26 protein-coding genes are annotated in these 21,937 nt (G+C 60.0%); 22 read left to right on the forward strand and 4 right to left on the reverse strand.

Translation table 11 applies throughout. The features are described 5' to 3' along the window. Positions 1-444 carry a universal stress protein gene (locus AC1DV6_RS08785; protein ID WP_477977072.1) on the reverse strand — a complete coding sequence of 148 codons (444 nt, stop codon included), beginning with the start codon at positions 442-444 and terminating at the stop codon, positions 1-3. A gap of 103 nt (positions 445-547) precedes the next feature. Here AC1DV6_RS08785 and AC1DV6_RS08790 point away from each other — a divergent pair, with 103 nt between their 5' ends. The 9 genes from AC1DV6_RS08790 to AC1DV6_RS08830 all read left to right on the forward strand — a co-directional run bounded on the left by AC1DV6_RS08790 (position 548) and on the right by AC1DV6_RS08830 (position 8,324). Further along, positions 548-2,872, forward strand: a complete 2,325-nt coding sequence (locus AC1DV6_RS08790; protein WP_477977073.1) for a heavy metal translocating P-type ATPase — start codon at positions 548-550, stop codon at positions 2,870-2,872. Further along, complete coding sequence (gene ccoS, locus AC1DV6_RS08795) at positions 2,872-3,009, forward strand: cbb3-type cytochrome oxidase assembly protein CcoS (RefSeq protein ID WP_477977074.1); 138 nt, start codon at positions 2,872-2,874, stop codon at positions 3,007-3,009. The genes AC1DV6_RS08790 and ccoS overlap by 1 nt, the downstream gene beginning before the upstream one ends. A 100-nt stretch (positions 3,010-3,109) precedes the next feature. Then, on the forward strand, positions 3,110-4,546 hold the full coding sequence (ccoN, locus tag AC1DV6_RS08800) for a cytochrome-c oxidase, cbb3-type subunit I (RefSeq protein WP_477977075.1): 1,437 nt from the start codon (positions 3,110-3,112) through the stop codon (positions 4,544-4,546). A gap of 9 nt (positions 4,547-4,555) precedes the next feature. Continuing rightward, on the forward strand, positions 4,556-5,176 hold the full coding sequence (gene ccoO, locus AC1DV6_RS08805; RefSeq protein ID WP_477977076.1) for a cytochrome-c oxidase, cbb3-type subunit II: 621 nt from the start codon (positions 4,556-4,558) through the stop codon (positions 5,174-5,176). Between the two features lie 18 nt (positions 5,177-5,194). Beyond that, positions 5,195-5,332 carry a cbb3-type cytochrome oxidase subunit 3 gene (locus AC1DV6_RS08810; RefSeq protein WP_477977077.1) on the forward strand — a complete coding sequence of 46 codons (138 nt, stop codon included), beginning with the start codon at positions 5,195-5,197 and terminating at the stop codon, positions 5,330-5,332. 9 nt (positions 5,333-5,341) lie between these two features. Next, positions 5,342-6,253: a cytochrome-c oxidase, cbb3-type subunit III gene (gene ccoP, locus AC1DV6_RS08815; RefSeq protein ID WP_477977078.1), complete on the forward strand. Its 912-nt coding sequence runs from the start codon at positions 5,342-5,344 to the stop codon at positions 6,251-6,253. Between the two features lie 14 nt (positions 6,254-6,267). Continuing rightward, positions 6,268-7,713 carry a cytochrome c oxidase accessory protein CcoG gene (ccoG, locus tag AC1DV6_RS08820; protein WP_477977079.1) on the forward strand — a complete coding sequence of 482 codons (1,446 nt, stop codon included), beginning with the start codon at positions 6,268-6,270 and terminating at the stop codon, positions 7,711-7,713. 92 nt (positions 7,714-7,805) lie between these two features. Beyond that, positions 7,806-8,078 carry a FixH family protein gene (locus tag AC1DV6_RS08825; protein ID WP_477977080.1) on the forward strand — a complete coding sequence of 91 codons (273 nt, stop codon included), beginning with the start codon at positions 7,806-7,808 and terminating at the stop codon, positions 8,076-8,078. Positions 8,079-8,105: 27 nt separating this feature from the next. Beyond that, complete coding sequence (locus AC1DV6_RS08830; protein ID WP_477977396.1) at positions 8,106-8,324, forward strand: hypothetical protein; 219 nt, start codon at positions 8,106-8,108, stop codon at positions 8,322-8,324. A gap of 6 nt (positions 8,325-8,330) precedes the next feature. Here the strand turns inward: AC1DV6_RS08830 and fnr are convergent, their stop codons facing one another. Beyond that, positions 8,331-9,050 carry a fumarate/nitrate reduction transcriptional regulator Fnr gene (fnr, locus tag AC1DV6_RS08835; RefSeq protein WP_477977397.1) on the reverse strand — a complete coding sequence of 240 codons (720 nt, stop codon included), beginning with the start codon at positions 9,048-9,050 and terminating at the stop codon, positions 8,331-8,333. Between the two features lie 173 nt (positions 9,051-9,223). Between fnr and hemN the strand changes: the two genes are divergently transcribed. The 9 genes from hemN to AC1DV6_RS08880 all read left to right on the forward strand — a co-directional run bounded on the left by hemN (position 9,224) and on the right by AC1DV6_RS08880 (position 15,661). After that, on the forward strand, positions 9,224-10,642 hold the full coding sequence (hemN, locus tag AC1DV6_RS08840) for an oxygen-independent coproporphyrinogen III oxidase (RefSeq protein ID WP_477977081.1): 1,419 nt from the start codon (positions 9,224-9,226) through the stop codon (positions 10,640-10,642). Between the two features lie 9 nt (positions 10,643-10,651). After that, positions 10,652-11,326 carry a sulfite exporter TauE/SafE family protein gene (locus AC1DV6_RS08845; protein WP_477977082.1) on the forward strand — a complete coding sequence of 225 codons (675 nt, stop codon included), beginning with the start codon at positions 10,652-10,654 and terminating at the stop codon, positions 11,324-11,326. Between the two features lie 42 nt (positions 11,327-11,368). After that, positions 11,369-12,352 carry a tRNA dihydrouridine(20/20a) synthase DusA gene (gene dusA / locus AC1DV6_RS08850; protein ID WP_477977083.1) on the forward strand — a complete coding sequence of 328 codons (984 nt, stop codon included), beginning with the start codon at positions 11,369-11,371 and terminating at the stop codon, positions 12,350-12,352. 7 nt (positions 12,353-12,359) lie between these two features. Next, positions 12,360-12,905, forward strand: a complete 546-nt coding sequence (locus tag AC1DV6_RS08855) for a CcdC protein domain-containing protein (protein ID WP_477977084.1) — start codon at positions 12,360-12,362, stop codon at positions 12,903-12,905. An 83-nt stretch (positions 12,906-12,988) separates the two neighbouring features. Beyond that, positions 12,989-13,375, forward strand: a complete 387-nt coding sequence (locus tag AC1DV6_RS08860; RefSeq protein ID WP_477977085.1) for a DUF488 domain-containing protein — start codon at positions 12,989-12,991, stop codon at positions 13,373-13,375. An 88-nt stretch (positions 13,376-13,463) separates the two neighbouring features. Further along, complete coding sequence (locus AC1DV6_RS08865) at positions 13,464-14,291, forward strand: thioesterase family protein (protein WP_477977086.1); 828 nt, start codon at positions 13,464-13,466, stop codon at positions 14,289-14,291. 176 nt (positions 14,292-14,467) lie between these two features. After that, positions 14,468-15,070 carry a hypothetical protein gene (locus AC1DV6_RS08870; RefSeq protein WP_477977087.1) on the forward strand — a complete coding sequence of 201 codons (603 nt, stop codon included), beginning with the start codon at positions 14,468-14,470 and terminating at the stop codon, positions 15,068-15,070. Between the two features lie 49 nt (positions 15,071-15,119). Beyond that, the gene (locus AC1DV6_RS08875; protein WP_477977088.1) at positions 15,120-15,359 is read left to right on the forward strand and encodes a hypothetical protein; all 240 of its coding nucleotides are present in this window, start codon (positions 15,120-15,122) and stop codon (positions 15,357-15,359) included. A gap of 92 nt (positions 15,360-15,451) precedes the next feature. Then, positions 15,452-15,661, forward strand: a complete 210-nt coding sequence (locus tag AC1DV6_RS08880; protein ID WP_477977089.1) for a hypothetical protein — start codon at positions 15,452-15,454, stop codon at positions 15,659-15,661. 375 nt (positions 15,662-16,036) lie between these two features. Here the strand turns inward: AC1DV6_RS08880 and AC1DV6_RS08885 are convergent, their stop codons facing one another. After that, positions 16,037-16,768 carry a Crp/Fnr family transcriptional regulator gene (locus AC1DV6_RS08885; protein ID WP_477977090.1) on the reverse strand — a complete coding sequence of 244 codons (732 nt, stop codon included), beginning with the start codon at positions 16,766-16,768 and terminating at the stop codon, positions 16,037-16,039. Between the two features lie 135 nt (positions 16,769-16,903). Between AC1DV6_RS08885 and AC1DV6_RS08890 the strand changes: the two genes are divergently transcribed. The 4 genes from AC1DV6_RS08890 to AC1DV6_RS08905 all read left to right on the forward strand — a co-directional run bounded on the left by AC1DV6_RS08890 (position 16,904) and on the right by AC1DV6_RS08905 (position 18,937). Next, entirely contained in the window at positions 16,904-17,380 is a 477-nt protein-coding gene (locus AC1DV6_RS08890; protein ID WP_477977091.1) for a helix-turn-helix transcriptional regulator, read from the forward strand. Positions 17,381-17,391: 11 nt separating this feature from the next. Further along, on the forward strand, positions 17,392-17,802 hold the full coding sequence (locus AC1DV6_RS08895) for a VOC family protein (RefSeq protein ID WP_477977092.1): 411 nt from the start codon (positions 17,392-17,394) through the stop codon (positions 17,800-17,802). A gap of 11 nt (positions 17,803-17,813) precedes the next feature. Next, positions 17,814-18,029 carry a hypothetical protein gene (locus AC1DV6_RS08900; RefSeq protein WP_477977093.1) on the forward strand — a complete coding sequence of 72 codons (216 nt, stop codon included), beginning with the start codon at positions 17,814-17,816 and terminating at the stop codon, positions 18,027-18,029. Between the two features lie 125 nt (positions 18,030-18,154). Then, the gene (locus tag AC1DV6_RS08905; RefSeq protein WP_477977094.1) at positions 18,155-18,937 is read left to right on the forward strand and encodes an N-acyl amino acid synthase FeeM domain-containing protein; all 783 of its coding nucleotides are present in this window, start codon (positions 18,155-18,157) and stop codon (positions 18,935-18,937) included. A gap of 34 nt (positions 18,938-18,971) precedes the next feature. Here AC1DV6_RS08905 and AC1DV6_RS08910 read toward each other — a convergent pair whose 3' ends face one another. Beyond that, on the reverse strand, positions 18,972-21,917 hold the full coding sequence (locus tag AC1DV6_RS08910) for a putative bifunctional diguanylate cyclase/phosphodiesterase (RefSeq protein ID WP_477977095.1): 2,946 nt from the start codon (positions 21,915-21,917) through the stop codon (positions 18,972-18,974). Positions 21,918-21,937 lie beyond the last annotated feature (20 nt).

The following is a 21,937-nucleotide window of genomic DNA, read 5'->3' on the forward strand; positions in this document are numbered from 1 at the left end:
CTAGCGCAACACGAGAACGGGCACCGTTGCGTGCGTCAGCACATGCTGGGTTTCACTTCCCAGCAGCAGGCGTTTGATGCCTTTGCGCCCGTGCGATGCCATCACTACCAGGTCGCAACCGTGCTTGCCCACTGCGGCAATGATGGCGTCAGCAATCAGATCGGATTTGATAGTCACCGCTTTGGCATTCACGCCCTGAAGGCTGGCTTGTTGTTTGACCGCATCCACTGCGGCTTGGGCTTGGTCGGACCAGGCGGATTCGACCCGTTGGATGTCTTCCGGCTGCATCGCCATGCCGCCCTCAAAATAGCCTTGCGGATAACGTGGCACCACGGTCATCGCAACCAGCTCTCCACCGCACAGGGCGGCCAGACCGATGGCGTGCGTGACGGCCTTCTCAGACAGCTCCGAGCCATCCGTTGCGACAAGAATTCGTTTGTACATGCGTGGCTCCTAGGGTATGGGTGGTTTCAGCCTACGCCATTTGCTTATTGTGTACTTGATCCATATCAAGTAAGGTGACTGCCCATAACGGCAAACTCGCTTTATGCACACCTTACCTCTACCACCAACCTCCTTTCTGGATGTTTCGGTGCGTGGGGGGGCAGTGAAGGAGCCGGATCTGCGCGTACTGGATGATCCGCAGGAGTGGGTTGCGTTTAGCCGCCAGGACGCCATGGACCCCCATATCTGGCATTCCAGCGCGGTGGTTGAAGGCATGCACTGCGCGGCCTGTGCGATCACCGTGGAGGATGCGCTGTCCAAGGTACCCGGCGTGCACAGCGTGCGGGTCAGCGCGGCCAGCCACCGGGCGCAAGTCGTTTGGTCCAGTGCGGCTACCCAACCCTCGCACTGGATGCAGGCCCTGCAACGGCAGGGGTACCACATGCTTCCCGCCAACGATGCGTTGGCCACCGACATGCGCCGCGTGGAAACCCGCAAAGCGTTGTGGCGTTGGCTGGTGGCCGGGCTGTGCATGATGCAGGTGATGATGTACGCCTACCCGGCCTATGTGGCCCAGCCGGGCGACTTGAGCAGCGAGATGGAGCAATTGCTGCGCTGGGCATCGTGGGTGCTGACGCTGCCGGTGATGCTTTTTTCCTGCGGCCCCTTTTTTCGCAATGCATTGCGCGACATATCGCAGCGCCGCATCAGTATGGATCTTCCGGTCGCGTTGGGCATGGCGATCACGTTTGCGGTCAGCACCGCGGGCACGTTCGAGCCGCAAGGGCTGTTTGGCCGTGAGGTGTATTTCGACTCGCTGACCATGTTTGTGTTTTTCCTGTTGACCGGCCGCTGGCTGGAATTGCGCTTGCGCGACCGCACGGCCGGAGCGCTGGAGGCGCTAATGAACCGGTTGCCCGACAGCGTGGAGCGCATGGTTCCGGACGGTAGCTATGAACGGGTGGCAGTGCGTCGCCTGGTCGTGGGAGACCGCATGCGCGTGGGCCCTGGCGAAGCGTTTGCAGCGGACGGAACAATAGAGCAGGGGCAGACGCAGGTGGATGAGGCGCTGTTGACCGGCGAGTCGCAACCTTTGTTGCGCGGACAAGGTGAGCCGGTGGTTGCAGGCAGCCACAACCTGAGTGCCACAGTGGTAGTGCGCGTGGAGCGCGTGGGCAAGGACACGCGGTTCTCTCAGATCGTCGCGCTGATGGAGAGTGCATCCGCTTCCCGCCCCCAGGCTGCGCAGTTGGCAGACCGGTTGGCCCGGCCTTTTCTTTTCGCCGTGTTGTTGGCAGCGGGGCTGGCCTGCGTCTGGTGGTGGCCTCAGGACCCGGAGCACGCGCTGATGGTAGCTGTTGCAGTGTTGGTGGTGACATGCCCGTGCGCGTTGTCGCTGGCCACTCCGGCCGCCATGCTGTCTGCGGCTGGTCAGTTGGCTCGCAGCGCAGTATTGGTGCGCCGCCTGGAGGCTCTGGAGGGGTTGGCCAAAGTGGATACGGTGGTGTTCGACAAAACTGGCACGCTGACGAAGGATGCTTTTGTGTTGACGGGCACCACGGTGCGTCTGGATGAAACCCAAGCCTCCGCTTTGGCGATGGCGGCTGCGCTGGCGCGGCACTCGTTGCATCCGGTATCGCGCGCGCTGAGCGCGCAAGACACCGGTGGGCAGTGGGCTTGCGAGGGCGTTACCGAAACACCGGGGCAGGGCATTGGAGCGATGGTGCGCAATCAGCTAACGGGTGCGCAACGCAACTTACAACTCGGATCCGCTACTTTCTGCAAGATTGACGTACCAAGCCGAGAAGGCTTGCAAGTGCACCTCAGCGATGCCAAGGGCTGGCTGGCAAGTTTCCAGTTTCAGGAGGATTTGCGGCCCCTGGCCGCAGAGACTGTCAAGGCGCTGGGCCAGATGGGCATTGCGGTGCATTTGCTGTCGGGTGACAGCGCCACGCCGGTGGCACAAGTTGCCTCCCAAGCGGGCATCACCAGCGCCCGTGCAGCCTGCACGCCCGATGACAAGCTGCAGTTCTTGCGCGCCCTGCAACAGCAAGGTCACACGGTGGCAATGGTGGGTGACGGGCTCAATGACGGTCCGGTGCTGGCCGGTGCGAACGTTTCGTTTGCGTTTGGCAAAGCGGTTCCCTTGGCACAGTCGCGGTCCGATTTCGTGGTGTTGGGTGACAACATTCACCTCGTGGTGGAGACCGTGGCGCTGGCCCGCAAAACCATGCGTGTGGTACGGCAGAACCTGTGGTGGGCCCTGGCCTACAACGCGGCCTGTGTACCGCTGGCTGTGGCGGGTTATCTGCCGGCCTGGCTGGCCGGGCTGGGCATGGCCAGCAGCTCGTTGTTCGTGGTGCTCAACGCACTGCGTCTGGCGCGCCCCAATGGACTACGGGCCACAACCACGTTGGCGGAGGCCTGATGGATATCCTGTATTTGCTCATTCCATTGTCGGTGGTCCTGGTGTTCTTCATCCTGGGCGGGCTGTGGTGGGCGATTGACCGTGGGCAGTTTGAAGACATAGAGGCAGAGGGTGAGCGGATATTGAAGGATTCATGAGCAAAGGGGGCGGTATTTGGCGGGCAGTTGACATGGGTCAACACCGGCATATATCGTGCAGTTGAAACTCGGACGCAAGCTAAACCAAGAAGAGGTATTTATGGCATTTCCCAATCAGCAGGCAGGCGTTTACAACGATACGGTTGTACGCCAGTTCGCCATCATGACGGTGGTATGGGGGGTGGTGGGCATGTTGGTGGGGGTCATCATTGCCGCCCAACTGGCATGGCCGGAACTCAATTTCGGTATTTCCTGGCTCAGTTACGGCCGCTTGCGGCCGCTGCATACCAACGCGGTGATCTTCGCGTTTGGCGGTTGTGGCCTCTTCGCCTCCAGCTACTACATCGTCCAGCGCACCTGCCAGGTCCGGCTGTTTGGTGACAAGCTGGCCGCGTTCACATTCTGGGGCTGGCAACTGGTGATTCTCGCGGCTGCGATTTCGCTGCCACTGGGTTACACACAGGGCAAAGAGTACGCCGAGCTGGAATGGCCCATTGATGTATTGATCACGCTGGTCTGGGTGTCTTACGCGGTCATTTTCTTTGGCACGGTCGGCACCCGCAAGGTGCGCCATATCTATGTGGCCAACTGGTTCTTTGGCGCCTTCATCATTGCGGTGGCAGTGCTGCATCTGGTCAACAGCGCTGCGGTTCCTGCGGGCATGTTCAAGTCCTACTCCGCTTATGCCGGTGTGCAAGATGCGATGGTGCAGTGGTGGTACGGCCACAACGCCGTGGGCTTCTTCCTGACCGCAGGTTTCCTGGGCATGATGTATTACTTCATCCCCAAGCAGGCCGAGCGTCCGGTTTACAGCTACCGCCTGTCCATCGTTCATTTCTGGGCGCTGATCTTCACCTACATGTGGGCCGGCCCCCACCACCTGCACTACACCGCGCTGCCGGACTGGACGCAGTCGGTCGGCATGGTGTTCTCGCTGATTCTTTTGGCGCCCAGCTGGGGCGGCATGATCAACGGCATCATGACGCTGTCGGGCGCGTGGCACAAACTGCGTGACGACCCCATCCTGCGTTTCCTGATCGTGTCGCTGTCTTTCTACGGCATGAGCACGTTCGAAGGTCCGATGATGTCCATCAAGACCGTCAACGCACTCTCCCATTACACCGATTGGACCGTGGGCCACGTGCATTCCGGTGCGCTGGGCTGGGTCGGTTTGGTGACCATGGGCTCGATGTACTACCTGATTCCGCGTCTGTTTGGCCAGAAGCAGATGTACAGCGTGAAGGCGATTGAAGTGCACTTCTGGGTGGCCACCATCGGCATCGTGATCTACATCGCTGCGATGTGGATTGCCGGTGTGATGCAGGGCCTGATGTGGCGCGCAGTCAACGCCGACGGCACGCTGACCTACACCTTCGTCGAGTCCGTCAAGGCCACTTATCCGTTCTATGTGCTGCGTCTGCTCGGAGGTCTGCTGTACCTGGGCGGCATGCTGGTCATGCTGTGGAACACATTGAAGACAGCGACCAATGGCAGCGCACAGAACATTGCGGTGCCCACGACTGTTGCCCACGCTTAAGGAGCCACCATGGACAACCACAACTCACGCCTGTCTCACGAAAAAATTGAGACCAATAACTTCCTGATGATTGTGCTGATCCTGCTGGCGCTGCTGGCAGGCGGCCTGGTGGAAATCGTTCCGCTGTATTTCCAGAAATCCACCACCGAGCCGATCAAGGGCATCCAGCCCTACACCGCGCTACAACTGGCCGGTCGCGATATCTATGTGCGCGAGGGCTGCTATGGCTGCCATTCGCAAATGATCCGTCCGTTCCGTGCCGAGACACTGCGCTACGGCCATTACTCGGTGGCCGGTGAGTCTGTGTATGACCATCCCTTCCAGTGGGGCAGCAAGCGCACCGGGCCGGATCTGGCACGCGTGGGCGGAAAGTACAGCGACGATTGGCACAAGATCCATCTGATCAACCCGCGCGATCTGGTGCCAGAGTCCAACATGCCAGCCTACCCGTGGCTGGAGAAAACTCCGGTAGATGCAGACGCCATGCCTGCCCATCTGCGTGCACTGCGCGCGGTCGGCGTGCCGTACACCGATGCACAGATCGCCAGCGCGGCTGCGGATGTGAAGGGCAAGACCGAACTGGACGCCACCATCGCCTATCTGCAGGTGCTGGGCCTGGCGCTGAAATAGACCCGAGGAGAAACGTACATGGACATCAATACCATCCGCATCGTCACCACCCTCGTCAGCTTTGCGCTTTTCATAGGCATCGTGCGCTGGGCCTGGTCCAAGCGCCGCGCCAAAGACTTCGAAGAAGCCGCCAACCTGCCGTTTGAGCAGGAATAAGGAGTTGATATGAGTGACTTTACAAGCAGCTTCTGGTCGGCGTTCATCGCCATTACCACCGTCGTTTCCATCCTGGCCTGCGGCCTCTTGCTGTGGTTCAGCGGCAAAGCCCGCGCCATGACCGCGGAGGACAACACCACCGGCCACGTCTGGGACGGTGATTTGCGCGAAATGAACAACCCGCTGCCACGCTGGTGGGCGTGGCTGTTCGTGATCACGCTGATCTTCGCTCTGGCGTACCTTTACATGTACCCTGGCTTGGGTAGCAACCCGGGCAAATACGGCTGGACGCAGATCAATGAATACCAGGCCGAGGTGGACAAGGGCAATGCCGAAGTCGCTCCTCTGTATGCGCGCTTCACCGCCATGAAGGTGGAAGACGTTGCCAGAGAACCGCAAGCGATGGCGATTGGCGAGCGCCTGTTCATGAACAACTGCTCCCAATGCCACGGCTCTGATGCACGCGGTTCCAAGGGCTTCCCCAACCTGACCGATGGCGACTGGCTGCACGGCGGCGCGCCCGACAACATCAAGGAAACCATCACCAAGGGTCGTATCGGGCAAATGCCTCCGATGACTGCGGCGGTTGGCTCGTCGGACGATGTCAAGAACGTTGCCAACTACGTGTTGAGCCTGTCGCGCAACCCGCACGACTCGGTGCGCGCCAACCTGGGTAAATCCAAATTCACGGCCTGTGCCGCCTGCCATGGCATGGATGGCAAGGGCAACCCTGCGCTGGGTGCGCCCAACTTGACCGACGACACCTGGCTGCATGGCTACGGCGAAGCGGCGATTATTGCCATGGTCAACAACGGAAAAGTCAACCAGATGCCGGCCCAGGCTGACAAGCTGACAGAGGCCCAGATCCATGTGTTGACGGCTTATGTCTGGGGCATGTCGAACAAGGCGCCCCCCCTGTAAGCGCATATCACTGCATGCGCAAAGTCATTCCCATCGCACCATCTGCAGACAGGAGCCCTATAGCTCCTCCCGCAGGTGCAGATGCGGAAATGATTTCGCTGTACGAAGCGCACAAGAAGATTTATCCGCGCAGCGTCTCGGGTCTGTTCACCCGCTGGCGCTGGGGCCTGGTGTTTTTGACCCAGCTGGTGTTTTATGGACTGCCATGGCTGGAGTGGGGCCAGCGCCAGGCGGTGTTGTTCGATCTGGGCGCACGGCGCTTCTACATCTTCAATCTGGTCCTGTACCCGCAGGACTTCATCTACCTCACTGGCATTCTGGTGATCTCGGCGCTGTCGCTGTTCCTGTTCACGGCAGTGGCAGGGCGCCTGTGGTGTGGTTACGCCTGTCCGCAAACCGTTTACACCGAAATCTTTCTCTGGCTGGAAAAACTGGCTGAAGGCGACCGCTCGGCGCGCATGCGCCGTGATGCAGGCCCGTGGAACTTCGACAAGGTCTGGCGCAAGGCAGCCAAGCAGTTGATGTGGATTGCCGTGGGCCTGTGGACCGGCTTCACTTTTGTCGCCTACTTCACGCCCATCCGCGAGCTAGCCGCGGAGGTGGTGCAACTGAACATGGGTTCCTGGGAAGTGTTCTGGACGCTGTTCTACGGCTTTGCCACCTACGGCAATGCGGGCTATATGCGGGAGCAGGTCTGCCTGCACATGTGCCCCTATGCGCGCTTCCAGAGCGCCATGTTTGACAAGGACACCCTGACCGTGACCTACGATGAGGCGCGCGGTGAGCCCCGCGGTGCCCGTTCGAGAAAGACCGATCCGGCCACCCTGGATCTGGGTGCCTGCGTCAATTGCAGCCTGTGTGTACAGGTATGTCCTACCGGCATTGATATCCGCAATGGGCTGCAATACGAGTGCATTGGTTGCGGCGCCTGCGCCGATGTCTGCGATACGGTGATGGACAAGATGGGCTACGCCCGCGGCCTGATCAAGTACTCCACCCAGAACGCTGTGAGCCAGCGCTGGGGCCGCTCCGAAATATTGCGCCATGTGTTGCGCCCGCGCGTGCTGGTGTACACCGCCATCCTAGGGGCCATCGTGCTGGCGATGGTTGTCAGTCTGGCATTGCGTTCGCCGTTCAAGGTGGATGTGGTGCGCGATCGCGGCACATTGGCGCGCATTGTGTCCGGCGGCAAGATCGAGAATGTGTACCGCTTGCAGGTCATGAATGCGACGGAGTCCACCCAGCGACTGGAGATCACCGCCACCGGCTTGCCCGGTATGTTGACCGAGGTGGATGGCCCCGTGGTGATCGAGCCCACGCAAGCGCGCTGGATTGTGGTGCGCTTGCAGGCCCCGTATGACGTGGCTGCTGCTGGCTCGCACCCCATCCGTTTCGAAATTGCTTCTCAGGATGGCACTGACAAGGTGCTCGAGAAGTCCGTTTTTATCGTTCCACGCTAAGGAGATGCTATGTACCCCCACGTTCACATTCGTTCACTGCCCCCCAAGGGGGTACATGCCACCCTAGAGGCGGCTCGTCGGGAGGCATGATCATGACCCAACCCCACCCCACTGTCTCCCCACCCTGGTGGAAATATGGCCATGTGTGGTTGGTGATCTCCGGGCCTGCGATTGTGGTGGTCGCCAGTTTCGTCACGATGTATCTCGCTGTCACCCGTGCAGACCCCGTGCTGGACGAAGACTATTACCGCAAGGGCATCAACATCAACAAGACCTTGCCGGATCAGCAGCCCGGAATGGTGCCAGCGGTGCAGGGACGCAACCACTTGGCCAGCGATGCGCCGCCCGCCACCAAGGCGCCTTGAGGGAATCTCGCCATGCAACAACGCCTGATGTGGATTGCCTGGCCTTCGTTTCTGATGGCGGGCGTCATCGAAATGCTGGTGTTTGCATTGGTGGACCCGCAGGACCTGAACTGGTTTGGACATCCGCTGGACATGTCGCGCCAGGGCGTTTACACGCTGTCTTTTTTTATCTTCTGGTTTGTAGTCAGCGTAAGCAGCGCGTTGACAGCCATGCTGGCGATGTCATCCGCAGAGACCAACGACTAGGCTGCGCTAACTGCAGACCTTGGGGTTGACGATGTCCTTGAGCGCCTCGGTCTGGAGGATGCGCACATGGCGCTGCTTGACTTCAACGATGCCGTCCTCCACAAACTTGGAAAACGTGCGGCTGACCGTTTCGAGTTTGAGGCCCAGGTAGCTGCCAATCTCTTCGCGCGTCATGCGCAATACCAGTTCTGACTGCGAGAACCCCCGCGCATGCAGGCGCTGCACGAGATTCAGCAAAAAGGCCGCAAGACGCTCTTCGGCGCGCATGCTGCCTAAAAGCAGCATCACGCCGTTCTCGCGCACGATCTCGCGACTCATGATCTTGTGCACATGGCGCTGCAGCGAACTGATCTCGCGCGACAGCTCTTCAATGCGGTCAAACGGCATCACGCACACCTCGGCATCTTCGAGCGCCACCGCGTCGCAGGTGTGGTGGTCGTTGACGATGCCGTCCAGGCCCATCACTTCCCCCGCCATCTGAAAGCCTGTCACCTGGTCGCGCCCATCTTCAGAGGCCACGCAGGTCTTGAAAAAACCGACGCGAATTGCATACAGGCTGGTGAACTTCTCGCCATTGCGAAACAGCAGTTCACCGCGTTTGACCTTGCGCCGGGTGGAGACGACGTCGTCGATCTTTTCCAGTTCCTGTTCGCTCAAGCCCAGCGGCATGCACAACTCGCGCAGATTGCAGTTGGAGCATGCGACCTTGATGGCTTGCGGGTGCATGGACACCACCGGAATGCTTTCAATGGCAGCGTGCGGATGGGGGGCGTGGTGAAGCATGGGGTTTTCCTGATACAGGTCAATTATCGAACCGACCAATCTTCAGAGTCTTGATCCAGGTCAAGTCATCCGTCAACCGCTTGGCGCACATTGCAGTCTGGAAGACTAAAAAGCGTATGCAAACCATTCAAAACACGATCAATGACACACTCGGAGGCTTGCCTCTGGATGCTCTGGTGCGCCGTTTCGATATCTCGGGGCCTCGCTATACCTCGTATCCTACAGCCGACCGCTTTATTGAGGCTTACACGGAGCAGGACTATGTCCAGTCGCTGACACAGCGTCGCAATGGCCCCAGTGCACTGGCCTTGCCACTGTCGCTGTACGTGCATATTCCGTTTTGTGCATCGCTTTGCTATTACTGCGCCTGCAACAAGATCATCACCAAGCACCACAGCAAATCTGCCGAATATCTGCGTTACCTGAATCGCGAAATTGATCTGCACACTGCGCTGGTCGGCACAGGGCAGGTGGTCAGCCAGTTGCATCTGGGTGGCGGTAGCCCTACGTTCATGAACGACGACGAGCTGCGGCAGCTGATGGGCATGCTGCGGCGCAATTTCAGCTTTGCGCCTGGCGGGGAGTATTCGATTGAAGTCGATCCGCGCACTGTAGATGCTGAGCGGCTGGATACGCTGGCCGAACTGGGCTTTAACCGCCTGAGTTTTGGCGTGCAGGACTTTGACCCTGCGGTACAAAAAGCGGTGCATAGAGTGCAACCCGCCGAGCAGGTGTTCGCGCTGGTGGAAGCTGCGCGCGCCAAGGGCTTTGAGTCCATCAATGTCGATTTGATTTACGGCCTGCCACAGCAAACACCGGAATCTTTCGCCCGCACACTGGCCCAGGTGGTCGAATTGCGGCCCGACCGCATTGCTCTGTACGCATATGCCCATTTGCCAGATCGCTTCAAGCCGCAACGCCGCATCCACACGATAGAACTGCCGGCAGGTTCGGCCAAGCTGTCCATGCTGTCGCAGTCGTTGGAGCGCTTTATGGGCGCGGGCTATGTCTACGTGGGCATGGACCACTTTGCGCTTCCGACAGATTCGCTGGCGGTGGCCAAACGGCAAGGCCGTCTGCATCGCAATTTCCAGGGCTACAGCACTCAACCTGATTGCGACCTGATCGCGCTGGGCGTCTCATCCATTGGCCGCATTGGCGCCAGCTACAGCCAGAACGCTAAAACGCTGGACGAGTATTACGACCTGCTGGACCAGGGGCGTTTTCCGGTGGTGCGCGGCCTCGCGCTGAGCCGTGACGATTTGCTGCGTCGCGCGGTGATCATGGCGCTGATGTGCCAGGGGCAATTGCAATTTGAATCCGTTGAACTGGCGTACTTGATCGAGTTCCGGAATTATTTCGCGGCCGAGATGGACGCGCTGCAGAGTTTGCAGGAGCAGGGCCTGGTGGTTGTCGATGACAGCGGCATCCAGGTCACTGCACAAGGCTGGTTCTTTGTGCGTGCCGTGGCCATGGTGTTTGACCGCTATTTGCAGACCGACCGCACGCGCGCCAAGTTCTCTCGCATCATTTAGCATCGGCGGATGCAATCTTCCCTGGCGCTGACCGCCTTACTGATGGGTTTGGTGGGTGGTCCCCACTGCGTTGCCATGTGTGGCGCGGCGTGTGCAGGCATGGCGCGAGCTGCCGGGCCGCGCCAAAACCAGGCGATTGCCGGGTTTCAATTGGGTCGCATCATCGGCTACTCCGCTCTGGGTGCACTGGCCGCGGCCTCCATGCAAGGGCTGGGCTGGCTCACCGTTCAATCCGCCGCGCTGCGCCCGGTGTGGACGCTTTTCCATATCTGTGCTTTGCTGCTCGGCCTGGTTCTTCTGGCCCGCGCACAACAACCTGTTTGGCTGGAAACTTTCGGCCGCTCTTTGTGGGCACGGGCCAAAAAGGTCGGGGCAGGGCGCGCGCCGTTGCTGATAGGCGTGTTGTGGGCATTCCTGCCCTGCGGCTTGTTGTATTCCGCGCTTTTGGTTGCCGCAATGGCGGCGGACCCGCTCAGTGGCGCAATGGTGATGGCCTTGTTCGCGCTGGGCACCAGCATCACGATGACCGCCGGGCCCTGGCTGTGGCTGCGCCTGCGCGGCGCGAGCCCCGATCAAGGCGCGTGGGGCATCCGTTTGGCAGGGCTGGCGCTGGCGGCCAGTTCGGCTTGGGCGCTTTGGATGGGCTTGGTGCACAACACGGCGCCCTGGTGCGTCGTTTCCTGAGTACCAAGGCGGCATAAAGCTCCGGCTGGGATAATCCAGCCCATGTCGAAGATTTCTGCACCTGCCAACCCGTGGCGCATGTCCGTCGCCCCCATGATGGACTGGACTGACCGCCACTGCCGTTACTTTCACCGTTTGCTGAGTAAACACGCGCTCTTGTACACCGAGATGGTGACCACCGGCGCGTTGATCCATGGCGATGTGCCGCGGCATTTGCGTTTCCATGAAGAAGAACACCCGGTGGCTTTGCAGTTGGGCGGGAGCGAGCCGGCTGACTTGGCCCAATGCGCCAAGTTGGGTGAAGAGTGGGGCTATGACGAGATCAACCTGAATTGCGGCTGCCCGTCTGAGCGCGTGCAGCGCGGTGCGTTCGGCGCCTGTTTGATGGCTGAGCCCAAGCTGGTGGCCGATTGTGTCAAGGCGATGGTCGATGTGGTGGATGTGCCCGTGACCGTCAAGCACCGCATTGGTATCGACAAGGACGAGAGCTACGAATTTGTGCGCGACTTTGTTGGCACCGTAGCCGAGGCCGGCTGCAACACCTTTATCGTCCACGCGCGCAATGCCTGGCTCAAAGGCTTGAGCCCGAAAGAAAACCGCGAAGTGCCACCGCTGCGTTATGCGCTGGTGCACCAGCTCAAGAAAGAGTTTCCGCATCTGACCATTGCCATCAATGGTGGCCTGACCACCAGCGCCCAAGTCCACGAAGAGCTGCAGCATGTCGACGGCGCCATGCTGGGCCGCGAGGCGTACCACAACCCCTGGTGGCTGGCCGAATGGGACGAGGGCTTCTACGGCGCAGCGCCGACCGAGCTTTCGCGCGAACTGGTCGAAGAGCAGATGGTGAAGTACATGGAGCGCGAAGCCGCCGAGAACGGCACGCCCTGGTACGCCATCGCGCGCCACATGCTGGGCCTGCGCCACGGGCAGCCCGGTGCGCGCAAGTGGCGCCAAGTCTGGAGCGACCATACGTTAAAAGGCCATGCAGCGCACGCGGTAGCGGCGCAGGCAGCTATCAAAATGTGAGTGAACCATGCAAATGCCGGCAACCTCCACCTTCGTCACCATCGCGCTGGTCCCGCTCTTGGCCTGGCGCATCCATGCGCGCTATCGCAGGCTGGTAGGGCGCCAGCGCCTGTCGCCGGTGCGCCCATGGATCACGCTGGGCATCTACGGCACGATTGCCTTGCTGCTGTGCTGGGCTGCCGTGCGCGCCGAGGTGATGCCATGGGCTTTGCTCGGCGGGCTGGTTGCCGGTGGCGTTTTGTCCATCTATGGGCTGCGGACCACTACCTTTGAGGTCAGCCCGGAGGGCATTTACTACACACCGCACACGGGCTTGGGCATCGCCCTGTCCCTGCTGTTCGTGGGCCGTATTGCCTACCGTGTGTATGAAGTCTATGGGGTGGGCACGCACCCCTCCATCACCGGAACCGACTTCTTCCACAGTCCGCTGACCTTGCTGGTGTTTGGGTTTCTGGCGGGTTACTACATGGCCTATGCCTTAGGCCTGCTGCGCTATCGTTGGGCGCGCCTGAAGGCCCGGGCAGAGCGGGAAGCGTTGAAGAATTCGCCATGAACCTGGCCATTCGGGCCGAGATCGGGTCCATTCAGCCGCTTGATTCGCTTCTAAACTGTGCATCTCAGCACTAGGAGGTCGCCATGGTGGTTCGGGTCGTACGGTTGGGCACACAGCGCGCGAAGGACGAGGGCACGCGCATAGGCACGGTGCGCCGCCCACCGCGGGGCGTTCCCAAGACAGAATTTGCCTCGCAAAACTGGTACGACGTCTGGTACCCCAACCTTGCGCCGACGGCGGACACGATGAAGATGGGGCAAGAGGCTACTACGCCCGCCCAATGGAACGCGTTCGTCAAAAAGTACCGGTCGGAGATGGCAGCGCCCGAGGCCGACCGCACGCTGGATGTGCTGGCCGCGTTGTCACAGCACAGCAACTTCTCCGTCGGCTGCTATTGCGAAGACGAAGGCCATTGCCACCGCGCCACGCTGCGGGCTTTGCTGCAGGAGAAGGGCGCGAAGCTGGGTTAGGACCCCTTCCGCTCTCATTTATGCATGAAATTGGCCGCTAAGGCGCATGGAACGTGCGTAAGCAGCTATTAAAACAGGAGTATCCCGGATGACCGAAGTGTCTGCCAAAGCCAGTGAAGCCATGCCCGAGGCCGCGTTCACCGCACTGGGCGATAACCGCTTTCGTGCAAGTGCGCTGACGCGTGGCCCCTGGCATGCGCAGCAACAACACGCAGGCCCGCCCATCGCGTTGGTGGCCTACGCGCTGGAGGCGGCAGCACAGCCGCATGGCCTGCTGCACATGGCGCGCCTGACGGCCAACCTGCTGCGTCCCGTGCCGATTGCCGATATCGAGGTGCGTGTGCAGCAAGACTATGTGGGCCGCAACGCCGGGCACTTCTCGGCCGTGGCGCTGGCCGATGGCAAGGAGCTGATTCGCGCCACCGCGCTGTTCCAGCGTGAAGACGATGTGGCCATTCCTGCGGGTCTGCCGGGCCATCCGCTGCCGTTGGCGCCAAAGACGCCAGCAGACGCCCCCGCGCAGCGCATGCAGTTCGCCCACGGACAGATTGGCTATCCGGATCTGGTCGAAACCCGTGTCGCAGCCGGGCGCATGTTCGATGGCCCCAGCGCCGTGTGGTTTCGCTTTCGGCACCCGCTGGTAGCTGGGCAAACGCCAAGCCCTTACCAAAGCGTGGCAGTAGCGGCCGATTCCGGCAATGGCATCAGCGCTGTTCTCGATTTGTCGACCCATCTGTTTGTCAACTCTGACCTCACCATCAACCTGTTGCGCCGTCCAGTCGGCGCGTGGATATGCCTGGATGCCCGCACCCATCTCTCCAACCACGGTGGTGGCCTGGCCGAGTCGGCGTTGTATGACGAAGTCGGGCTGATCGGCCGCTCTACGCAGAGCTTGTTTGTGCGCAAACGGGAGTAGGCCAGGGGTGCGTGGGACAGCGCACAGACCATACCCCGCTGCAGCGCGACCATCGCGCCATGACATACCAAGGCGCAAGGGCTCGTCCCCTCGAGGACGAAACAAAACGGTTCTTTTCGGTTTCAAAAATTCGTTTGGATCCAGCAGGTTGGGCAACCCACGTTCTGTGGAGCGAGGTGAACCCCAAAACCAATGCTGATGTTGGCGATCCGGTCATCGTTCCCGTGTCCGACGTTGTGGACGCCATTCGCGATGGGGCCCATGTCGCGGCCACCTATATGCAACCGGATGTGCACCTGCCTGACATCGGGTTCGAAGTCATCGAACGCGCGGATGGCACGGACACCATTGACCTGGTCAAACGATCTGGCGCAGACAAAGCCAGGTCTGTAGATTTGAATATGCTGGCCACGCTGGAAGACGAGTCCTCGCCTGCGCCAGTCCTTGCGGCAACTTCGCCTCCCCGACGCACCCGTACATTCGCGGTGTCACAAGTGGCATTGGATGGCGATGGGCGCGTAACCGACGTGCTGTGGGGCCAGGTGGATACCGTAAAAAATGCTTGGGCCACACCGGAAGTGCTTGCACCGGTTGACGAAGTGGTGAACGTACTGCAACGTGGCGATCAGGTCTTCGCGCTGTTTCCGTCTGTCCATGGCCACTTGCCCGATCGCGAGTTCACGCAGGCAAACTATGACGGCGGTTTACGAACCATCGTGTTGATCGGACGCACGACCCATGAGCGGGAAATCCATGACATGGATCGCATCCCGAACTGACATCTCTTCTCAGGCACCTAGCTGAGATAAAACCCTACAGAGGTGGCATATGGACGATTTTCCGATTTCCTCTAGCGCGATCGATGAACTGCTGGAGAAAGAAGTTGCTCGCGAGGTTTATGAGCGGCTCCGGCGCAAGCTGGTAGCCTTGAAATCGGCGCCCGAGCAGAATATGGTGGCGATCGATACCGTGGTCCGGGATCTGGAGAAAGCGCAACTCGCATTCAAGGCTGCGCACGGCATGATTGGCAACAACCCCATCGAAGATCCGCAGTCTGACGGTGTCTAGGCCATCTTCACTTTGGGTCTGATGTGGGCGAGCGTACAGACCCCCCAGCCAGCAGATATTCAAATGGAGTCACCCTAAACCGGAGCTTCACCATGGATATCCAGTCGCAACCAACGCAACACCAAACCAGCCCTTCGGCACGTGCGGAACAGCCGCGCGATCTTACGTGGCTGGGATTGGCCGATGAGCGGGAGCTCCTGTGCCTCGCCCGGGAAATTGCGGCCAACAATCAATACGTCAATCGGGTTGGAAAGGTCTTTGACGACCATCCCGTTACAGGCACTTCGTACAAGGTTGAATAGCCATGTCCACCAGACCCTCACGCTCCCTTTGGAAAGCCGTACTCGGCCTCGGTCTGATTCGGGCGCTGACCCGGCTGCTGAGACCAAAGCCGGTTCGCAAAGCCTTGCCCCACCGATCGCATGCCACAGGCAAGAGTGCCAGGGTCATGCCCATGCGACGACCTGCAGCCGTCAGAAAGACAATAGCCTCGCCCATGTCAAAAGCCAAAGTGGCAGTTCACAAATAGGCAAAAAAAGACCCGGTGCAAGCACCGGGTCAACCCTTGCGGGGCCCCGTCCAGGGAGGAAGACGGGGGCTTTCGCCAAAATCAATTTGGCGACGGAGCACGGACAAATCTGTAATGGCTTGCAAATGCCATGTTGCTGGCCAGGTGGTTATGCGGCCAGGGCCACCGGCAGCAAGCGGCGGTATTCCCTCTTGGAGAACGCGTAGCACTCGCAGGTCCGTTGTTCCAGGCGTTCTCGGTCCAGAATCACCACATGACCGCGGCGGTAGCGGATCAGGCCAGCTTCCTGCAATTTGTGCGCAGCGACGGTAATACCTTCCCGGCGAACGCCCAACAGACTGGCTGCTGATTCGTGTGTCATATCCATCTCATCCGATTGCAGACGATCCAGGCCAGTGAGCAGGCGGCGGCACAGCTGCTGGTCAATGGAGTGGTAACGGTTGCACACCGCGGTCTGCGCCATTTGACCCAATACAGACTGGGCATAGCGCATGATTACTTTCATCACGCTACGGGAGTTTTCCATTTCGGCTTTGACGAAAGCGGTGCTGATGCGATAAGCGCGGCCCGGGCTCTGCACCACGGCTTCTGCGGGAGATGTCTCTGCGCCCATTAGCCACGAAATCGCCACCACGCCGTCGTTGCCAACCACCGCGATCTCGGCGGTACCGCCATCGCTGGTGGTGGACATCAGCGACACGATGGCCGTGGTGGGAAAGTACACATATTCCGGCACACGCCCGGTCTCGTGAAGAATCTGGTTGCGCGACAGTTCAACTTGCTCCAGCCGTCCTTGCCAACGGTCCATATCCTCCTTGGGGAGGGCAACCAGAAGCTGGTTCTGTTGCGCAACGCAGATGTGGGTAGGGTTAGCGGTCATGGTGTTCACCTTTAGTGAGTTGATGACTGCATCGTCGCCAATTGCGTCCTACTCCGGTATCAGGACGCGCCGCGATCGGGTGTGGGCGCTGTCCTACACGCATAGTGACTAGATCTTCCTTGCGTAAGATAGTGCATGCGTGGAGATACGGAAAACCAAAGCCCCGAACTATTGCGGCGCCTGCTGCGTGCCAAAGACCGTATGGACGCCGCTTCTCATGAAGACTGGCCGGTAGAGCGGCTGGCAGAAGTCAGCCATGTATCCGAGGCCCACTTTGCGCGCTCGTTCAAGGAAGCCTTTGGCGTCCCGCCGCACCGCTACCTGCTGACCCGCCGTATCGAGCGGGCGACTGCGCTGTTGCGCGACAGCGATATGGCCATTACCGACATCGCTTTCCAGACGGGCTGGCGCAGCCTGGGCACGTTCGGCCGCATATTTCGTGACATTACCGGCGACACGCCCAGCGCGGTACGCCTGCGCGCGCGGGCCGCGGCGAGCGGACTGCAGAACGTGCCCGCCTGCATCGTCAGCGCCGCACACCGCCCCGACCTCAAGACCGCAGTTTTGGAGAAGCGCCGCCGTTTGGCCAGCGATATAAACGGGACTTCTTGAAAGGAAGTTCCATGAGTCAGACAGTGCAGGTGGTGGGGGTGTATGTGCGCGATCAGGATGAGGCGCTCGCGTTTTACGTCGACAAGCTGGGGTTTGCCGTGCAGTCGGATGTGCGCAATGGCGACTACCGGTGGCTGACCGTGCAGTGCCCGGGTCAGGCGTTTCAGCTCGGGCTGTTCAAGCCCGGCCCGCCTATGCATGACGCGGCAACCGCGCAGACACTGCAGGCCATGGTCGCCAAAGGCGCGATGCCGCCGCTGGTGCTGGAGGTAGACGACTGCCGCGCTGCCCATGCGCGCATGAGGGGCGCGGGCGTGGAATTTACGCAGGAGCCTATCGATCGCTACGGCACGGTAGATGCCGGCTTCCGCGACCCATCCGGCAACGGCTGGAAGATGATCCAGGCGCGCCGGGCGGGCTGAAGGAGAACCCCATGAGTACTTCAGTAAACCACTGGATTCGACAGTCGCACCGTTGGCTGTCCATCGTCTTCACGTTGACGGTCATTGCCAACTTTGCTGCGCGGGCGCAAGGCGGTGAGCCGCCAGCCTGGATCACCTATTCACCGTTGCCACCGCTCTTCCTGATGTTGCTGACGGGGCTGTACATGTTCGCGCTGCCGTATGTCGGCAAGGGGCGTAATGGTTGAGGCGAAACCTATGGCAAGGTCCGCCAGCATGGCCTGGAAATAACCGTGTAACCACAGCGCTATTTGGCGCTTAGGTCACATGGGGAAAACCCTAGACTGAATTCAAATTCAATCAGGGGTCCGCCATGTTTCCTTCAGACCGCTCCAATCCAGTTGTCCGGATGGATGAGCTTTTGCCATTCCGCGTAGAAATCGTTTCGCGACGCCAGCTTCAGGAAGTGGCCACTCTGCGGGCTGAGACCTACGGCAAGCATTTACCCGATCTGGCCGCTTCTTTGAGCCAGCCCGAGCCTGCCGATTTTTCGCGCGGGTGTGAGGTGTTTGTTGCCCGATCCAAACTCGACAACAGCCTGCTCGGAACGCTCCGTACCCACGCCAACGTTTACAACCCCTTGCCGCTGCAGGCGTCCATTGAGCTGCCAGAGCGCTTTCGCGGCACACGCATGGTGGAAACCACACGGCTGTGTGTCAAAGGTGGGCTGGGCGCGTCGGTGGTACGTAACGCCTTGTTCAAGGCAATGCACCAGTATTGCCTGGACCAGAACGTGGACTGGATGGTGGTAGCGGCGCGTCGGCATGTGGACCGCATTCATGACAGCTTGCTGTTTGAAGACGTCAAGGAGCCTCGCGCGTACTACCCGATGGCGCATGCTGGCGGCGTACCGCACCGCGTATTGAGCTTTTCGCCCAGCGGCGCAAAGCAACTGTGGAGCAGCCATCGGCACCCGCTATACCGCTTCATATTCGAGACGAACCATCCCGACCTGGACTTGTCTATGGCGCAGGATTTGAACTTTGAATGGGACTGCCCCGATAGCGGAGCCAAGGTGTCCTACTTGCCAGAGCGCAGGCTGATGCCGCGGTCCGCAGCACTGAACCAGTCTGGCCCCATGGCGTTGATGGCATAGTGGATGCAGATGGCAGGGCAAGCCCCGCGCGCCCTCAGTTCAGGGACATGTAGGCGGAAGGACCAAACAGCGACAGGTTGTTGTCATCGCCCTCTCGCTGCAAAGTCAGAACGAACGCCATGATCTCGGGGTCTTCAATAAACTCCGCGCCACTCTTTGCGGCCAGGATGCGTTCGGGCATCACGGGTTTGCTGATCCCGTAACCCTGGGCGTAGTCCACACCTGCGGTAGCCAGTACCTTGATCGTGGCCAGGTCTTCTGCAAACTCGCCAATCGATTTCATACCCAGACTGTTCACCAGGCCGGCAATGGCTTCCACAATGGCCATGCCCGACGGGCTGTGCGCGGCATCGCGGACCAATGAACCATCCAGCTTCAATGCATCCACAGAGAGCTGCTTGAGATAGCCAAAGGACGAATAGCCCGCGCCAAAATCGTCCAACGCCACCTTCGCACCGATGCTGCGCACCCGATCAATAAAGCGTTGCATCTTGCGCATGTCGGTCAGCGCAACGGTCTCTGTGATTTCCAGGCAGATCATGGACGCGGCGACCGGATGTTGTTCGAAAAGCGCAAACAGTTCCGCGGTAAACGTCTCGTCATTGAGCGAGCCGCCTGAGAGGTTGACGCCTACAAACCGCGTGTTGTGCAAAGTGGCGGCATGCGTCTCCAGCCAATCAATGGTGGTGTTGACGACCCAGCGGTCAATGATGGCTGTTTTGCCGTGGGCCTCTGCTGCGTTGATGATGATGCCCGCGGGAAGAATTTGTCCGTCTGCCTTGCGCAGCCGCAAGAGCACTTCAAAGTTCAATGATTCGAAGGGGGCGCTCAACGAGATTTCCGGCTGCATCACCAGGAACAGGCCGGCTGGTGTATCACCACGTTCGAGCGCAGCAATGAGGTCCAGCTCCTCTTTGTGCTGCTGGAAGAACTGGTTGCCCGACTCCATGATGACCAGTCGCTCGCCACTGCGCGTCTTGGCAACGCGGCACAAGGTATCCGCCGCAGAGATCACCTCATTCAACGGCGCCTCGGTAAATCGCTCCGTACCCACCAGACCACCAGACACACCCAGCGTAAAGCTCTGGGCATCAATCTCAAAGCTCGCCGACGAGATGTCATTGACGATGGCCCGGCAAATGCGGGTGGCGTCTTCCATGCTGGCATGGGAAAAAGCCACGACAAACTCATCGGCCCCCATGCGGGCCAGCATATCGGTGGGGCCCAGGTGTTTCTGTATGCGTTCGCATACCTGCTTGAGTACGTTGTCGCCGGCCGTATGCCCGTACAAATCGTTGATCAGCTTGAAGCGATCCAGATCCAGGTACACCAGCGCTTCAGGTTGTCGCTCAAACCTCTCAAAGCTGCGGGTGAGGCCGCGCAGGTTCAGGCAACCGGTCAGGGGGTCGTGGTTGACCATGAACTCCAGCCGCTCATTGGCGCGCACCCGCTCCGTAATGTCCTGCAAGGTGCCCTCGACGATGGTTCCATCCACGGTCGAGGCCTTGATGGAAAACCAATGGTCCAGCTGGGTGTTGGTGTTGGTGACCTTGGTCTGCAACTCGAAGGAATCGCGCCTGCCAATAGCCTGCAACTGCGCGACTGCACTGACAATCTGTGGCTCAAAAATTTGAGCCACAGAACTTGGTGCTTCAGGCCCCACACCTTGGAGCATGGACTGGAAAGCGGGATTGGTCTTGAGCAGCAAGCCGCCTGCGCCCACCGTGAACAGCCCGATGGGCGAGTCCTGATAGGCCGCTTGCAGGGTCTTCTGCGCTTCGATCTTCTCCAGCCGGTCTGTACGCATGTGCTCGGCCATCGCCAGCGACGCCAGCAGGGCAGAGGCTATGGCGGCAGTGACATGGTTCATGCCTGCCGCCACGACCAAATGCCCAGTCGCGGCGACGATCACTTCCGTCAAGCCGGCAAACGTCGCGATGGCGATGGAAGCCGCATACCAGCCGGCAACGCGGGAAGGCGTATTTCTCAGAATCCTGAACAGGTACCAGGCAATGATGGCGGTTCCCACGGCCGTGCAAGGCCAGATCGTGCGCAGTGTTTGTTCAAATGTCAGCACGAGCGGCAGCGCGGCAATCACCACGGCGGATGTCTGCAATACCACCAGCACCCAACCCGCCTTGAGCTGTTTCAATTCCTGTTTGAAGAGCTGACTGAACAACGCAACCGTCATCGAGAAATACAGACAGACCGTCCACTGTCGTATCCCGATCACCATGGACGGGTCTGCCGCGATACCAAACAGATCCCAATCAGTCCCGGCAGAGAGGGAGGCCATGCGCATATTGAGCAATAACCAGCCCACGAATGTCCAATACAGGCGGCTGCGATTGACCCAGGCGGTCAGCAGCATGAACAGCGCCAACACCCCAATACCTACCTCCAGCAAGGCCCCCGAGCTTTTGTGGAAAGCCTGTGCGTTTTCCAGCCCATCCACGGTCCACGCACGGGCCGAAATCTTGGCAGGGCCCCGGAATGATGCCTTGCACAAGACCTGGCCTAACGGGCGCTCCGGGGTTGGCGTGAGTGCGAAGCCGCCGCGGCTGGCCGAAAGTTGTCCGCTGGTTTCGTTGCGAGAGGCCACGCCCAGCAGCGCGTCGCTTGCGGCATCCCAGCAGGACATAGTGACAGCGTGGCGAGAGGGGAAATCCAACACCTGCGTCTTGCTATTGAAAGCAGGGCCGACGTTTAGCGCAAACCAGAAATTCTGGGTGGAGAGTTTGGTTTCAAAGGAGGTGGTGGGTTTGCTGATCTGCAGAGCTTTCAGCAGGGCCTTGTGGTCGGGGGCTGGCACCGCAGATTCCTGCATCCATACCCGAATCGGCAGCGCCTCGGTGGATACCGCGTCTACCTGAGTCAGCTTCAAGAGAAGCGCGCCGCCTGCAATCGCAACCAGAAGGGTCGGGATAAGAAGGGATGCGAGCTTCTCGAGTATTTTTTCGATGTACCTTCGAATGTCCACGGGCTTTGTAACAGTGCGCC

The organism is Rhodoferax sp. P2_H8_2, from assembly GCF_056403235.1.

Bases quoted from the DNA above. Each gene is read 5' to 3' on its own strand.
- AC1DV6_RS08900 (WP_477977093.1), top strand. From the start codon at position 17,814: ATGAGTACTTCAGTAAACCACTGGATTCGACAGTCGCACCGTTGGCTG.
- ccoG (WP_477977079.1), top strand. From the start codon at position 6,268: ATGCGCAAAGTCATTCCCATCGCACCATCTGCAGACAGGAGCCCTATA.
- AC1DV6_RS08830 (WP_477977396.1), top strand. From the start codon at position 8,106: ATGTGGATTGCCTGGCCTTCGTTTCTGATGGCGGGCGTCATCGAAATG.
- AC1DV6_RS08785 (WP_477977072.1), bottom strand. From the start codon at position 444: ATGTACAAACGAATTCTTGTCGCAACGGATGGCTCGGAGCTGTCTGAG.
- AC1DV6_RS08810 (WP_477977077.1), top strand. From the start codon at position 5,195: ATGGACATCAATACCATCCGCATCGTCACCACCCTCGTCAGCTTTGCG.
- hemN (WP_477977081.1), top strand. From the start codon at position 9,224: ATGCAAACCATTCAAAACACGATCAATGACACACTCGGAGGCTTGCCT.
- AC1DV6_RS08905 (WP_477977094.1), top strand. From the start codon at position 18,155: ATGTTTCCTTCAGACCGCTCCAATCCAGTTGTCCGGATGGATGAGCTT.
- ccoO (WP_477977076.1), top strand. From the start codon at position 4,556: ATGGACAACCACAACTCACGCCTGTCTCACGAAAAAATTGAGACCAAT.
- AC1DV6_RS08845 (WP_477977082.1), top strand. From the start codon at position 10,652: ATGCAATCTTCCCTGGCGCTGACCGCCTTACTGATGGGTTTGGTGGGT.
- ccoS (WP_477977074.1), top strand. From the start codon at position 2,872: ATGGATATCCTGTATTTGCTCATTCCATTGTCGGTGGTCCTGGTGTTC.
- AC1DV6_RS08855 (WP_477977084.1), top strand. From the start codon at position 12,360: ATGCAAATGCCGGCAACCTCCACCTTCGTCACCATCGCGCTGGTCCCG.
- AC1DV6_RS08890 (WP_477977091.1), top strand. From the start codon at position 16,904: ATGCGTGGAGATACGGAAAACCAAAGCCCCGAACTATTGCGGCGCCTG.
- ccoP (WP_477977078.1), top strand. From the start codon at position 5,342: ATGAGTGACTTTACAAGCAGCTTCTGGTCGGCGTTCATCGCCATTACC.
- AC1DV6_RS08875 (WP_477977088.1), top strand. From the start codon at position 15,120: ATGGACGATTTTCCGATTTCCTCTAGCGCGATCGATGAACTGCTGGAG.
- AC1DV6_RS08885 (WP_477977090.1), bottom strand. From the start codon at position 16,768: ATGACCGCTAACCCTACCCACATCTGCGTTGCGCAACAGAACCAGCTT.
- AC1DV6_RS08825 (WP_477977080.1), top strand. From the start codon at position 7,806: ATGACCCAACCCCACCCCACTGTCTCCCCACCCTGGTGGAAATATGGC.
- AC1DV6_RS08865 (WP_477977086.1), top strand. From the start codon at position 13,464: ATGACCGAAGTGTCTGCCAAAGCCAGTGAAGCCATGCCCGAGGCCGCG.
- AC1DV6_RS08895 (WP_477977092.1), top strand. From the start codon at position 17,392: ATGAGTCAGACAGTGCAGGTGGTGGGGGTGTATGTGCGCGATCAGGAT.
- AC1DV6_RS08860 (WP_477977085.1), top strand. From the start codon at position 12,989: ATGGTGGTTCGGGTCGTACGGTTGGGCACACAGCGCGCGAAGGACGAG.
- dusA (WP_477977083.1), top strand. From the start codon at position 11,369: ATGTCGAAGATTTCTGCACCTGCCAACCCGTGGCGCATGTCCGTCGCC.
- ccoN (WP_477977075.1), top strand. From the start codon at position 3,110: ATGGCATTTCCCAATCAGCAGGCAGGCGTTTACAACGATACGGTTGTA.
- fnr (WP_477977397.1), bottom strand. From the start codon at position 9,050: ATGCACCCGCAAGCCATCAAGGTCGCATGCTCCAACTGCAATCTGCGC.
- AC1DV6_RS08880 (WP_477977089.1), top strand. From the start codon at position 15,452: ATGGATATCCAGTCGCAACCAACGCAACACCAAACCAGCCCTTCGGCA.
- AC1DV6_RS08790 (WP_477977073.1), top strand. From the start codon at position 548: ATGCACACCTTACCTCTACCACCAACCTCCTTTCTGGATGTTTCGGTG.